The sequence below is a fragment of the Azospirillum sp. genome, from assembly GCF_035628975.1.
GTDB lineage: Bacteria > Pseudomonadota > Alphaproteobacteria > Azospirillales > Azospirillaceae > Azospirillum.
Window position 1 is genome coordinate 30,462 of the sequence record NZ_DASPIS010000030.1, and the last position, 12,091, is coordinate 42,552.

10 protein-coding genes are annotated in these 12,091 nt (G+C 69.5%); 5 read left to right on the forward strand and 5 right to left on the reverse strand.

Features of this window, described 5'->3' with window-relative positions:
• Nucleotides 1–10: 10 nt before the first annotated feature.
• From VD964_RS06150 to VD964_RS06160, 3 genes are all read left to right on the forward strand, one after another.
• Nucleotides 11–1,483 (forward strand): deoxyribodipyrimidine photo-lyase, encoded by a 1,473-nt coding sequence (locus tag VD964_RS06150; RefSeq protein ID WP_324866631.1) that lies wholly within the window; start codon nt 11–13, stop codon nt 1,481–1,483.
• Nucleotides 1,484–1,776: 293 nt separating this feature from the next.
• Nucleotides 1,777–2,247 (forward strand): Fur family transcriptional regulator, encoded by a 471-nt coding sequence (locus VD964_RS06155; protein WP_324866633.1) that lies wholly within the window; start codon nt 1,777–1,779, stop codon nt 2,245–2,247.
• Nucleotides 2,217–3,428, forward strand: a complete 1,212-nt coding sequence (locus VD964_RS06160) for a GTP-binding protein (protein ID WP_324866635.1) — start codon at nt 2,217–2,219, stop codon at nt 3,426–3,428. Before VD964_RS06155 ends, VD964_RS06160 begins: the two co-directional genes overlap by 31 nt.
• Before the next feature lie 200 nt (nt 3,429–3,628).
• Here VD964_RS06160 and VD964_RS06165 read toward each other — a convergent pair whose 3' ends face one another.
• From VD964_RS06165 to VD964_RS06175, 3 genes are all read right to left on the reverse strand, one after another.
• Nucleotides 3,629–5,590, reverse strand: coding sequence for a M1 family metallopeptidase (locus VD964_RS06165; protein ID WP_324866637.1), 1,962 nt, complete (start codon nt 5,588–5,590; stop codon nt 3,629–3,631).
• A 44-nt stretch (nt 5,591–5,634) separates the two neighbouring features.
• Entirely contained in the window at nt 5,635–7,314 is a 1,680-nt protein-coding gene (locus tag VD964_RS06170) for a methyl-accepting chemotaxis protein (RefSeq protein WP_324866639.1), read from the reverse strand.
• A gap of 181 nt (nt 7,315–7,495) precedes the next feature.
• On the reverse strand, nt 7,496–8,101 hold the full coding sequence (locus VD964_RS06175; RefSeq protein WP_324866641.1) for a gamma-glutamylcyclotransferase: 606 nt from the start codon (nt 8,099–8,101) through the stop codon (nt 7,496–7,498).
• Between the two features lie 102 nt (nt 8,102–8,203).
• Between VD964_RS06175 and VD964_RS06180 the strand changes: the two genes are divergently transcribed.
• Both VD964_RS06180 and VD964_RS06185 read left to right on the forward strand, forming a co-directional pair.
• A complete protein-coding gene (locus tag VD964_RS06180) occupies nt 8,204–9,259 on the forward strand; it encodes a DUF2125 domain-containing protein (protein ID WP_324866643.1) in 1,056 nt (351 codons plus the stop codon).
• A 149-nt stretch (nt 9,260–9,408) separates the two neighbouring features.
• On the forward strand, nt 9,409–10,176 hold the full coding sequence (locus VD964_RS06185; RefSeq protein ID WP_324866645.1) for a class II glutamine amidotransferase: 768 nt from the start codon (nt 9,409–9,411) through the stop codon (nt 10,174–10,176).
• Between the two features lie 135 nt (nt 10,177–10,311).
• On the opposite strand, the gene VD964_RS06190 is transcribed toward VD964_RS06185, so the two are convergent.
• Together VD964_RS06190 and VD964_RS06195 are read right to left on the reverse strand one after the other, a co-directional pair.
• Nucleotides 10,312–11,529: an ATP-binding protein gene (locus VD964_RS06190; RefSeq protein WP_324866647.1), complete on the reverse strand. Its 1,218-nt coding sequence runs from the start codon at nt 11,527–11,529 to the stop codon at nt 10,312–10,314.
• Between the two features lie 106 nt (nt 11,530–11,635).
• Complete coding sequence (locus tag VD964_RS06195) at nt 11,636–12,085, reverse strand: DNA polymerase III subunit chi (RefSeq protein ID WP_324866649.1); 450 nt, start codon at nt 12,083–12,085, stop codon at nt 11,636–11,638.
• Nucleotides 12,086–12,091: the final 6 nt, after the last annotated feature.

Genomic DNA, 12,091 nt, shown 5'->3' on the forward strand with positions numbered 1-12,091 from the left:
AGCGCCGTGCATGTCCGCCTCCCCCATCATCGTCTGGTTCCGCAACGACCTGCGGCTTGCCGACAATCCGGCGCTGACCGCCGCCGCCCAGGCCTCCGCCGAACGCGGCGCGCCGGTGATCCCGCTCTATATCCTGGAGGAGGACACCGGCGATCCCTGGACGCTCGGCGGGGCGCAGCGCTGGTGGCTGCACGGCAGTCTGGAACGGCTCGCCACCTGCTGCGCCCGCCACGGCTCGCCGCTGGTTCTGCGCCGGGGCGAGCCGGGGGCGGTGCTCGACGCACTGACCAAGGAGACCGGGGCGGAATGCGTGCTGTGGAACCGCCGCTACACCCCCGCCCAGACCGCCCGCGATGCGGCGATCAAGGAGCGGCTGAAGGCGCGCGGCGTCGATGCGCGCAGCTTCAACGCCGGCCTGCTGGCCGAACCCTGGACCGTGCGCAACAAGAGCGGCGGTCCATTCAAGGTCTTCACCCCTTTCTGGCGCCACCTGTCCGCAACGCTGAACCCGCCGCTGCCCACCCGGGCGCCCTCCGCCCTGAAGGCACCGGACAAGGCGCCGGCCGGCGATTCGCTCGACGCCTGGGGCCTGCTGCCGACGAAGCCCGATTGGGCGCCCGGATTGCGCAAGCGCTGGATTCCAGGCGAGGCGGCGGCGCTGTCCCATCTGGCCGATTTCCTCGACGGGCCGGTCGGCGTCTATGCGACGGACCGCGACCGGCCCGACCGCGACGGCACCTCCGCCCTGTCGCCCTATCTGGCCTTCGGGGAGATCGGACCGCGGCAGGTCTGGCATGCCGCCCGCCATGCCGCCGACGCCCGGCCGGAACTGGCGGCCGGCATCGACTCCTTCCTGCGCGAGGTCGGCTGGCGCGAGTTCCAGTACCATCTGCTGCACCACGCGCCGGAGCTGCCCGACAGCCCGCTCGATCCCCGCTTCGCCGATTTCCCCTGGCGCGAGGATGCCGCGGGCCTGCGGGCGTGGCAGCGCGGGCGCACCGGCTATCCCATCGTCGATGCCGGCATGCGCCAGCTGTGGGAAACCGGCTGGATGCACAACCGGGTGCGGATGATCGTGGCGTCCTTCCTGATCAAGGACCTGCTGCTGCCCTGGCAGGAGGGGGAGCGCTGGTTCTGGGATACGCTTGTCGATGCCGACCTCGCCCAGAATGCCGGCAACTGGCAATGGGTGGCGGGATGCGGCGCCGATGCCGCCCCCTTCTTCCGCGTCTTCAACCCGGTGCTGCAGGGCGAGAAGTTCGATCCGCAAGGCGATTACGTCCGCCGCTACGTGCCCGAACTGGACCGGCTGCCGCCGCGCTGGATCCACCAGCCCTGGGCCGCCCCGACCGAGGTGCTGCGGCAGGCCGGCGTCCGGTTGGGCGACGACTACCCGCGGCCGATCATCGACCATGGCGCCGCCCGCGACCGTGCGCTGGCCCTCTACAACGAGCGCAAAGGACGGGTCGCGCCGGTGTCCTGACGGCTTATTTCGTTGCCATCTTCACCGAAGCGTCACCGGCTTGCCCGCAAACGGTCACGCCCGGTCGCTATTCTCCCCTCAGCGGCCCGGTGCGGCCGCCCTGTCCCGCCCAGCCTCCCGGGTCAGAGCGTTGAAGGACGCCGACCGCTCCGCCGCGGCCGATGCATGTCCAGGCTTGCAAAGAGCCCGACCCCAAAAAGAACAATCGCCACTCGGCAAGGCGGCCCCAGCCCCGGGGCCGCCTTTTCCATGCCGCGTTGCGTCGCAGACAAGAGTGTTATAAAGTAACACCCATGTCCGCACTTCACGACCATACCCACTGCATCGCCGACGCCTTGAGCCGTGCCGAGGCGCTGTGCGCCGAACGGGGCGCGCGACTGACCGCGCTGCGCCGCCGCGTGCTGGAGCTGGTGTGGTCCAGCCACCGGCCGCGCGGCGCCTACGCGATCCTCGAAGACCTCAGCCAGCAGGACGGCAAGGCGGCGGCGCCGCTGACCGTCTATCGCGCGCTGGAATTCCTGGTCGAGCAGGGGTTGGTCCACCGCATCGAATCGCTGAACGCCTATGTCGGCTGCGCAGCACCGGGGGCCGTCCATTCCGGGCAGTTCCTGGTGTGCGAGGCCTGTGGCGACGCCGCCGAGATCGACGATCCGGGCGTCGGCGCCGCCATCGACGCCGCGGCGGCCGAGCGCGGCTTCCGCGTCCAGCGCCCCACCGTCGAGGTGCGCGGCCTGTGCAAATCCTGTCAGGAGAATCCCCGTTGAGCGCTCCCGCCGCAAGTCCCGCCCGCCTTCCCGTCTCGGTGCTGACCGGCTTCCTCGGCAGCGGCAAGACCACGCTGCTGCAGGCGCTGCTGCGCAACCCGGCCATGGCCCGCACCGCCATCGTCATCAACGAGTTCGGCGAGGTCGGGCTCGACCATCTGCTGGTCGCCAAGGCGTCGGAGAACATGGTGCTGATGGACAGCGGCTGCCTGTGCTGCACCATCCGCGGCGATCTGGTCGACACGCTGCGCGACCTGTTCCTGAAGCGGGTGAAGGGCGAGATCCCCGATTTCGACCGGGTGGTGGTGGAGACGACCGGGCTGGCCGATCCCGCACCCATCATCCACACCCTGATGTCGGATCCGCTGCTGGCAGCCCGCTTCCGCCTGGACGGGGTGATCGCCACGGTGGACGCGGCGCACGGCTCGCTCCAGCTCGACCGCCAGCCGGAAAGCGTGAAGCAGGCCGCCGTCGCCGACCGCATCGTCCTGACCAAGACCGACGTCGCTACCCCGGCGGCGACCGCCGCCCTGATGCAGCGCCTCGCCGCCATCAACCCGGCCGCCCCGGTCCTTCCCGCCGCCCATGGCGAGATCGACCCGAAGCGGCTGTTCGACGCCGGGCTCTACAACCCGGAAACCAAGAGCCCCGACGTCGCCCGCTGGCTGCGCGAGGAGGCCTATCGCGACGAGCAGGCCAAGGGGCACGGGCATGAGCACCATGACCACGATCATGGGCATCATGACCACGACCATCACCATCACCATCACGACCATGGCCACGACCATGGGCACGACCATGGCGACCATTGCGGTCCCGACTGCGGCCATGAACACCATCACCACGACGCCAACCGCCATGACGATCACATCCGCGCCTTCTGCATGGTGATCGACCGGCCGATCCCGTGGAACGGCTTCGTCGACTTCATGGAGGCGCTGATCGCCCAGGCCGGCGAGAACCTGCTGCGGGTGAAAGGTCTGCTGAACGTTCAGGAGAGCGAGCTGCCCGTGGTTGTCCACGGCGTCCAGCACATGTTCCACCCGCCCGTCCGCCTGGAGGACTGGCCCAGCGACGACCACCGCACCAAGCTGGTCTTCATCACCCGCGACGTCGGCCAGTCGGTGATCGAGCCGCTGTTCAACGGGCTGGTCTGGGGCGAGGGGAAAGAGGCGGAGTAAGGGGCGGCCACTGGGAGCCCCCTCCCCATCCCTCTCCCGCTCTCAGCGGACCTATGGTCCGCCTGCCGCGTCAGCACAAAGCGAAGCTTTGTGCGAGAGCTTCGCGGGAGAGGGGGCAGGAGCTTTGCGGGATTTCGGCGGCAGTCCCCTCTCCCTCGAAGAGGGGGAGGGTTAGGGTGGGGGCATTCAAAGCCGACACCTCACCGCCCCACCACCCGCCGCAACGGACTGTCGCCGACCGACCAAACCCCGCGGTCCGTCGCCTTCGCCCCGTCGAACACCAGCCAGCTCTGCCGTCCGTAATGCGGCAGCGGCCGGACCAGCGCCTGCAGCGCCGCGGCATCGGCGCCCGACACCACCAGCGCAGTCCGCCCGTCCGCCGCGCGCGACACCCACGCCCGCGCGCTGCCCCGCCCGGCCAGTTCCGCCGGCACCGGCCCCAATCCGCGCCGCTCCAGTTCCCGCGCAACCGCCGCGTCGGTCCCGATCAGCAGCATCGGCGTGTCCCCACTCCCGCCCTGCCTTCCCGCGCCGTCCATCAGCCGGCCAGCCAACGCCCGCGCAGCCTCCGCCGCGTCGCCGTCGGCGGCGATCACCCGCTCGGCGCCGGGGCGCAGGGTGACGTCGCGCAGGATCGGCGGCGCCTCGCCTGGAGCCAGCCGGCGGAACAGATCGAAATCGGGATCGACGGACACCGCCCGCACCGCGGCGCCGGCCGGCACGCGCAGCGTCGCCTCCTTCGCATCGAAGCGGACCTTGCGGTCCTCCACCCCCGCCGCCGTCTCCACCCGCACCGGCACGGTCAGGGCATAGGGCCTGTCGGCCTCCTGCCGCAGGGTCAGCAGCACCCCGTCGCCATCGGCACGGGCATCCGCCAGAACCAGCAGCGGCGCGCCGCGACGCTCCAGCCATTGGGCGAACGGCCCGCCGAGGTCGCGGCCGGATGCCGCCTCGAAGGCGCGGCGCAGGTCGGGCCAGCCGGCATCGCGGAAGACATGGTCGCTCCAGAAGCGCCGTATGCCGGCGTCGAAGGCATCGCGGCCGATCTCCGCCTCCAGCATGTGGAACAGCATCGCCGCCTTGCCGTAACCGACGATCTGTGACGCGTCATGCGTCTTCGAAAGGAACTCCGTCAGCGGACGGTCGCGTTCGGCCGGCAGGGCGGCGTAGTCGCGCAGCCAGTCCAGCCGCATCGCCCGGGCTGCGTCGGCGCCGCGGTCGCGCGCGGCGGCGTAGTCGGCCATATAGGTGGTCAGCCCCTCCGCCCAATTGCCGCCGGCGCCGACGCGCACGCCGTTGCCCCACCAGTTGTGCATGATCTCGTGGGTCAGCGACTGGCTGCGGATGAAGGGCAGCGGCAGGACGGACCGGCCGATGGCGGTCAGCCCCGGAAAGCCCAATCCCACCGGCGGCGGAACGGACACGATGCTGAATCCGTCGAAGGGATAGGCGCCGATGCGGGCGGCGCCGGCGGCGATCGCCTGCTCCGACAGGGCGAGATAGCCGTCGGCAAGCCCGGTCTGCTCCGGATGGCGGTAGAGCCGCAGGCGCAGCGCCCCGGCCATCCGCTCCTCCACCGTCCAGGGACCCGCGAAGACGGACGGCTCCTCGACGCTGCGGGTTTCCTCGAACACGGCGCGGTAGCCGGCGGCGTCGCGCCCCTCCTCCACCAGCCGTCCGGTGGCGACGGCGACATAGGGCGCCGGCACCCGCACCGACAGCCGCCAGCTGGGCGGCTCGTCGCCATCGGCGGCCGGGTCCGGCAGCCAACCGCCCTGCCCGGGCAGGAAGGCGCCCTCCCCGTCCAGCGCCACCCCGGTCCCCGCGGTGAAGCCCGGCAGCCGCCCGCCAAAGCGGATGGTCACCGGCCCTCCTCCCTCCGGCACGACCAGCCGCAGCCGGTCGCCGCGCCGGTCGGCCGGAACTGCGCGATCACCAACCCGCACCTCATGCAGGGTCAGGGCGGGGTCGAGCTGCAGCGACTGCGCCCCGGCCGGCAGGCTCAGCCGGTCCACCACCTCCAGCCGGCCGGCGGCGGGGTCGAGCGTCAGGTCGATGTCGTGGTGAAGCGGTGCGGCGCCGGCCGGGGCGACCACGCCCAGGGCCAGCGCCGCGCCCGCCAGGGTCCCAAGAACTGGGGCCCGGATACGCAGGGTCGTCATGCCCCTCAAGATGGGCCGTGGACGACCGCTGCGCCAGCGCTGCCTTACGCGGCGCGGATGCTGGCCAGGAAGCCGTCGACCTCTCCGCGCAGACGGTCGGCGACGCCGGTCAGGCGGCCGGATTCGCCCAGCATCTCGTTGGCCTTGGCGCCGGCATCGGTGGTCGCCTCGCTGGCGCCGGCGACGTTGACGGAAACCGCCTGCGCACCCTGGGCCGCCTGATGGACGTTGGCGGAGATGTCGCGCGTCGCCGCCCCCTGCTGTTCCACCGCCGCGGCGATGGCGCTGGAGATGCTGGTCATCTCGCCGATCACATGACCGATGTCGCGGATCGCCACCACCGCCACGTTGGTGGCCTGCTGGATTTCCGCGATCTTCCGCTGGATGTCCTCGGTGGCGCGGGCGGTCTGGTTGGCCAGCCCCTTCACCTCGCTCGCCACGACGGCGAAGCCCTTGCCATGCTCGCCGGCCCGCGCCGCCTCGATGGTGGCGTTCAGCGCCAGCAGGTTGGTCTGCCCGGCGATGGAGTTGATGAGGTTCACCACCTCTCCCACCTCGTTGGCGGCACGGACGAGGCCGTTCATCACCTCGTTGGTCTTGGTCGCCTCCGACACCGCTTGGTTCGCCACGTCGTTGGAGGCGCTGACCTGCCGGCCGATCTCGCCGATCGAACTGGACAGTTCCTCGGTCGCACCGGCGACGGTGTTGACGCTGACCGCCGCCTCTTCCGCGGCCTGGGCGGCGGCTGTGCTGCGAGTCGCCGCGGTGGCGGTGCTGGACGTCAGCGCCTGGGCGGTCTGGCGCATGGTCCCGGCCGACGCCGTCACCTGCCGCACCACCTCGCCGATCGACCGTTCGAAACCGTCGGCCAGCCTGGACAGCAGGGCGACCCGTTCCGCCTCCGCCTTCACGCGCATTTCCTCCTGCTCGGCGCGCAGCCGGCGGTTCTCCAGCCCGCGCTCCTTGAAGATGCCGACCGTCACCGCGATCTGCCCGATCTCGTCGCGCCGGCCGCCGTCGGTGACCTCCACATCCAGATCGTCGTTGGCGAGCCGGCGCATCGCCGCGGTCAGCCGCGACAGCGGCTGCGTGATCGACCGGGCGATCCACAGCGACAGCAGCAGCGCACCGACACCCAGCACGCCGCCGAGCAGAGCGGCCTCGATGGCGTGGCGGCGGAAATCGGCCTCGATGTCGTCGATATAGACGCCGGTCCCGACCACCCACTTCCAGCCCGGCGTCATCTGCGCATAGGCGATCTTCGGGCTGGGCACCGTCTGGCCGGCCTTCGGCCAGGAATAGGAGACATAGCCGCCGCCCTTGCGGGCCGCCTCCACCAGAAGCTGCGCAAAGGGAACGCCGTTCGGGTCCTTGAATCCTCCAAGATTCTGCCCTTCGATCTGCGGCTTCCCGCCGTGGACTTCGATCCGCGAGTCCAAGTCTGTGACGAACAGATATTCGTCTCCATCATACCGCATCGCGCGGATCGCATTCCTCGCCGCCAGGCGGGCGGCATCCAGCGTCATCTCCCCCTTGGCCGCGCGCGTCTCGAAGTCTTTGATTGTACCGATCGCCACCTCGACGATGGATTGAACCCTTTCCCGGCTTGATTCCTCTTGGGTATCGCGAAGAGACGACAGAAGGATCGTTGCGACACCAATGATCGCGCAGAGCATGACTGCGGATATGATGAGGAACTTTTTTCTTATGGTGATGTTTTGCATTCAAACGACCTCCCGGATAGACAATTCGAAGTCTATGGATCCGGTCGGTCAGAGTCAAAACCGTACAATTTGGACACAATCGGCGGACAAAGTTCAGTGCTGCGTTACAAGTCGACATCAAGACTGGCGAAAATGATCACATTTGCCGCAAAGACTCGATGCGCTTGCGCCCAGGCATAGGTCAACCCGGATAGTGCCTCACCAAATCATACAACTTTGACAACCTTTCATCGCGGATCCCCAGTTCGTCCAGATGTCGGACTGTGTTCGCGAGGTAATCGATGTTCGGTCCGCGCTGGCCGCAGCAGTCCGCGATGCGACAAACAACCGCAGCCTCGTCCATGCCCCGGCAATATTGGGGATGGCTGCGGTCGACGACGAAGCAGCAGGCGCGCACAGTCTCCAGCCCCTCGGCCGAGCGGCCACCGCGCAGGCGCACCTGCAGCATCTTCGGCAGATAGACGCGGTTGTCCATCTCCCGCTCCCACAGATAGTCGAGCGCCGCGGGCACGTCCGCCGCCGCCACCCGGAAGACGATGCCGCGGCAGGAGCCGCCACGGTCGAGCCCCAGCACCAGACCCGGCCGCTCCGGCGTGCCCCGGTAGCGGTGGGAGGCGACGCAGAAGCTGCGGTGATAGCCCGGCAGCGTCGCCGCATGCCGCTCGGCAAAGGGAAAGCCGGGATTCCACATCAGGGAGCCATAGCCGAACACCCAGAGGTCGCTGCCGGATTCGACCGCGATGTCGGCGGACCAGGCGGGACGCGGAAGCTGCTGATCGGGAGCCATGGAGAATGAAGCGTGTCCGGAAGCGAATCGGCGATGCCCAAACCTAGCATGCGCCTTCCGGGGTCGCTATAAGGGTACGGAGATGGAACGGACATGCCACCGATGCGACCCACCCCCACCACTTCCGCGCCGCGCCGCCTGCTGACCGGGCGCAGGATCGCTTCGATCCTCGTGCTGATGGTCCTGCTGCTGCCGGCCGTCGTCTATACCCTGTGGTGGTGGCAGGCGGCTCGTGCCGTGCGCGGCGGCCTGGAGGATTGGGTCGCCGCACAGCGCGACAGCGGGGCGGTGGTGGAGCATGGCGGCCTGACCGTCGCCGGCTTCCCCTTCGCCCTGCGGGCGGAGTTGGACAAGCCGCATCTGGCCACCCGCGGCGCCGAATGGCAGGGCGCGCGCCTGGTGGCGGAGGCGGCTCCCTGGAACCCCACCCGGATCGCCCTGACCTTCTCCGGCGAACAGCGCCTGTCGGTGGTGCAGCCCGGCCAGCCGCCGATCGACATCCTGGCCCCGCAGGGCGGCAGCGGCGACCTGACCATGCGGATGTCGGGCACGCTGGAGCGTCTGGCCCTGCGCTTCACCGGCCTGACCGCGCAGGTCGCCGGACAGGCCGTGCCGGTCGCGGCATTGGACGTCGGCGCCGCCCAGCCGGACCAGCCGCCGGCTGAACGCACGACCGCCGGCCTGACCCTGACCCTGTCCGCCGACGGCCTCACCCTGCCCGACGGCATGGTGCCGACGCTGGGCCGCGAGGTGAAGCGGACGGAGTTGACCCTGCGCGTCATGGGCACCCCGCCCCGCCCCGAACCAGCGAGCCTGTCGGCCTGGAGCCGCGACGGTGGCACGGTGGAGGTGGACCGGCTGGCGCTGGACTGGGGACCGCTGGGTGCGGTGCTGTCGGGCACGCTGGCGCTGGACGCGCAGTTGCAGCCGCAGGCGGCGCTGACCGCCGAGATCCGCGGCGCCCCCGCCATCCTCGACGCGGTGAAGCCGATGATGCGCCCGAACGAGGCCGCCATCGCCCGCACCGTCCTGACCATGCTGGCCCGCCCGACCGGCCCGAACGGCGAGCCGGTGGTCACCGCTCCCGTCACCGTGCAGGACCGCGCCCTGTTCGTCGGCCCGTTGCGCGTCGCGGCCCTGCCCAGGGTCGTGTGGTGACAAAAGCGGGGCACGCCCGCGCCGAACCGGCGGAAATGCAACACCCGGCGGGCGGCATGACGGTTCCGTGACTCCGCCCCCTTGTTTCACACCCCGCATCGGGTCAAATTGACGCAGCTCCTGTCGCGGCTGCCATGGTGCGTCGGTCGATGTGTCGGTTCCTTGCCTATTGCGGCGAACCTGTGTTCCTGGAAACGCTGGTCTGCACGCCCTGCCATTCCCTGATCGAACAGTCGATGCACGCCGCGGAGGCGAAGACCGAGACCAACGGTGACGGCTTCGGTGTCGGCTGGTACAGCGAGCGGACCGAGCCCGGCCGTTACTGCGAGATCCGCCCGGCCTGGTCGGACGAGAACCTGCAGTCGATCTGCAGCCATGTCCGCTCCCACCTGTTCTTCGCCCATGTCCGTGCGGCCACCGGCACCGCGGTCAGCCGGGCCAACTGCCATCCTTTCAAGGCCGGGCGTTTCCTGTTCATGCACAATGGGCAGGTCGGCGACTGGCCCCGCCTGCGCCGCAAGGTGGAGGCGATGATCCCGGACGAGCTGTACGGCGCCCGCACCGGCACCACCGACAGCGAGGCGATCTTCCTCGCCGCGCTCGGCCAGGGATTGGAGCGGGATTCGGTCGGCGCCTTCCAGCGCGTCCTGCACGCCATCCGCGACGAGATGCTGGCGCTGGGCATCACGTCTCCCCTGCGATTCACCGCGACATGGACCGACGGCGACCGGGTGTGGGCCGTGCGCTGGGCGTCGGACGACAAGCCGCCCAGCCTCTACTGGCGGCGCGGCGACAACGGCCTGATCGTGGTGTCGGAGCCGGTTGATTCCCAGCGCGACCAGTGGCGCCCGGTGCCGCCCGGCGGCGGGCTGGTCGCGCGCATCGGCGCGGCGCCGGAGATGTTCACCTTTCATTGAGGGGGTGATGCCCCCTCCCCATCCCTCCCCCACCTTCGGTGGGAGAGGGGGCAGGAGCTTTGCGGGAGTTCAGCAGCAGTCCCCTCTCCCGCGAGAGCGGGGGAGGGTTAGGGAGGGGGCAGGCTCCTACACCCCTCATCCCCCCAGCAAGCGCTCCTTCGGCAGCAGGATCGTCACCGCCGTCCCCCGGCCCGGTGCGCTGTCCACCTCCACGCCGCCGCCATGCAGTTCGGCGAAGCGGCGGACGATGGGCAGGCCCAGCCCCACCCCCTCATGCTGGCGGACCAGCGAGCGTTCGGCCTGGGTGAAGGGGTTGAAGATGCGGCCCATCAACTCGGCCGGAATGCCCGGACCGTCGTCGCGCACGGTCAGCCCGACGAAATTGTCGCGGTCCTCCACCGCCAGCGCCACATGGCCGCCGGACTGGGTGAACTTCACCGCATTGTCCAGCAGGTTCAGCACCATCTCGCGCAGCCGGCGGCGGTCGATCCGCATGCGGAAGGCCGGGCAGGGCTGCACCGTCACCGCCAGCCGCTTGGCCGAAGCCTTCGGCGACAGCAGGTCGGCGCAACCTGACAGCAGTTGGGGGATGTCGACGTCGCTCTCCTGGATTTCGATCGAGCCGGTCGAGCCCCGCGTGTAGTCCAGGATGTTGTTGACCATGGTCAGCAGCGACCGGCCGCTGTCCTCGATCAGCTTCACATATTCCAGATAGTCGGGGTGGCCCAGCTTGCCCATCCCCTCCCCCGCCAGCACGTCGGCGAAGCCGATGATGGAGTTCAGCGGCGTGCGCAGCTCGTGGCTCACCACCGCCAGGAAATCCAGCTTGGCGCGATCCGCCTTGCGCGCCGCCTCCAGCGCGTCCGACAGTTCGGCCGTGCGCTCCGACACCCGGCGTTCGAGTTCGCGGTTCTGCTCCGCGGCGCGCCGGTAGAGCTTGCGGATCTCCACCATGTTGCGGACGCGGTGCAGCAGTTCCCAGGCGATGAAGGGCTTGGTCAGGAAATCGTTGGCACCCAATTCCAGCGACTTGCGCCGGGTTTCCTGGTCGGTCTGGGCGGTCAGCACCAGCACCGGCACGTAATCGTCGCCGAAGACCGGCTTCAGCCGCTCCATCAGTTCGAAGCCGCTCATGTGCGGCATGCGGATGTCGATCAGCAGCAGGTCGAACGGCTCGACCGTGCAGAGGTCCGGCACCTTGCGCGGATCGGTCTCGCCGAGAACGCGGGTGTAGCCGTCATGGCTCAGGATTTCGCGCAGCAGGTCGACGTTGGACTGGTTGTCGTCCACGATCAGGATGCTGGCGTCCCTGACCTGCTGGGCGAGCGCCGGGTCGAACTGGCTCCTGTTCATTGGGAGCTTGTACCTTTGACCATCCACACGGGCAGTTAGATTTGCCTCTGAACGGATCAAATGCAATCGAAATGATCAGGAAAGGCGGCCTGCGGGATCGGCCTGCTCAGGCGCGCTTTTCCCAGCCGCCGCGCTCGTTCTGCTGCCAATAGGTCAGGGCGTGGCCGGCCGCCTTGCAGGCCTTCCAGCGCTGGCGGGCGGCAAGCACCGCCTCGTCGTCGTTGCCGTCGAACAGGTCGCAGACAAGCTCGAAGCTGTCCATCCGGTCGCTGACACAGCCGTCCACCGTGACCAGCACGGTGGCGCCGTTCGGGTTCTCGTCGGCATCGGTCAGCCACACCGGCTGCTTTTCGGCGAAGCCGTCGCGCGCCGCCCCGTGCGGCAGGAAGGAGCCGGGATCGTAGGTCCACAGATGCTGGTTCAGCATGTCCACCCGCTCCGGCGAACCGGCGAGCACGACGGCGCGCCAGTTCCGCTCAAGAACCTTTTCCAGGATCTTGGGCAGCGCCTGTTCCATCGTGCGCCGTTGCAGGTGGTAGAAGCGGACTTCGGTCATGGCTCC

Excerpts from the sequence above, each read along its gene's own strand:
- VD964_RS06150 (WP_324866631.1), top strand. The coding sequence starts at position 11 with ATGTCCGCCTCCCCCATCATCGTCTGGTTCCGCAACGACCTGCGGCTT.
- VD964_RS06155 (WP_324866633.1), top strand. The coding sequence starts at position 1,777 with ATGTCCGCACTTCACGACCATACCCACTGCATCGCCGACGCCTTGAGC.
- VD964_RS06165 (WP_324866637.1), bottom strand. The coding sequence starts at position 5,590 with ATGACGACCCTGCGTATCCGGGCCCCAGTTCTTGGGACCCTGGCGGGC.
- VD964_RS06170 (WP_324866639.1), bottom strand. The coding sequence starts at position 7,314 with ATGCAAAACATCACCATAAGAAAAAAGTTCCTCATCATATCCGCAGTC.
- VD964_RS06175 (WP_324866641.1), bottom strand. The coding sequence starts at position 8,101 with ATGGCTCCCGATCAGCAGCTTCCGCGTCCCGCCTGGTCCGCCGACATC.
- VD964_RS06180 (WP_324866643.1), top strand. The coding sequence starts at position 8,204 with ATGCGACCCACCCCCACCACTTCCGCGCCGCGCCGCCTGCTGACCGGG.
- VD964_RS06185 (WP_324866645.1), top strand. The coding sequence starts at position 9,409 with ATGTGTCGGTTCCTTGCCTATTGCGGCGAACCTGTGTTCCTGGAAACG.
- VD964_RS06190 (WP_324866647.1), bottom strand. The coding sequence starts at position 11,529 with ATGAACAGGAGCCAGTTCGACCCGGCGCTCGCCCAGCAGGTCAGGGAC.
- VD964_RS06195 (WP_324866649.1), bottom strand. The coding sequence starts at position 12,085 with ATGACCGAAGTCCGCTTCTACCACCTGCAACGGCGCACGATGGAACAG.